The organism is Salifodinibacter halophilus, assembly GCA_012999515.1.
GTDB classification, from domain to species: Bacteria; Pseudomonadota; Gammaproteobacteria; order Nevskiales; family Salinisphaeraceae; genus Salifodinibacter; species Salifodinibacter halophilus.
In genome coordinates, this window is record JABEEB010000595.1 from 1 (window position 1) to 244 (window position 244).

Genomic DNA, 244 nt, shown 5'->3' on the forward strand with positions numbered 1-244 from the left:
CGTTGCCGCGGCCGTCGTCGAAGTTGGCGCCGACCAGCGCCCAGGCGTTGTAGCGCTCGTTGTCGCCCTGTTCGGTGACGCCGTAGCTGGCGCCGGCCTCCACGCCTTCGTAGTTCTTGCGCAGGATCACGTTGACCACGCCGGCGATGGCGTCGGAGCCGTACAGCGCCGAGGCGCCGTCGGTCAGCACTTCGATGCGCTCGACGATCGAGCTGGGGATCGAAGCCAGATCCGAGTAACCGGT

The 244-nt window shown here is 67.6% G+C and carries 1 protein-coding gene; it reads right to left on the minus strand.

Annotation, left to right across the window (positions count from 1 at the left end):
- Nucleotides 1-244, minus strand: a 244-nt coding sequence (locus HKX41_12965; GenBank protein NNC25045.1) for a TonB-dependent receptor plug domain-containing protein, incomplete at both ends; no start/stop codon positions are given.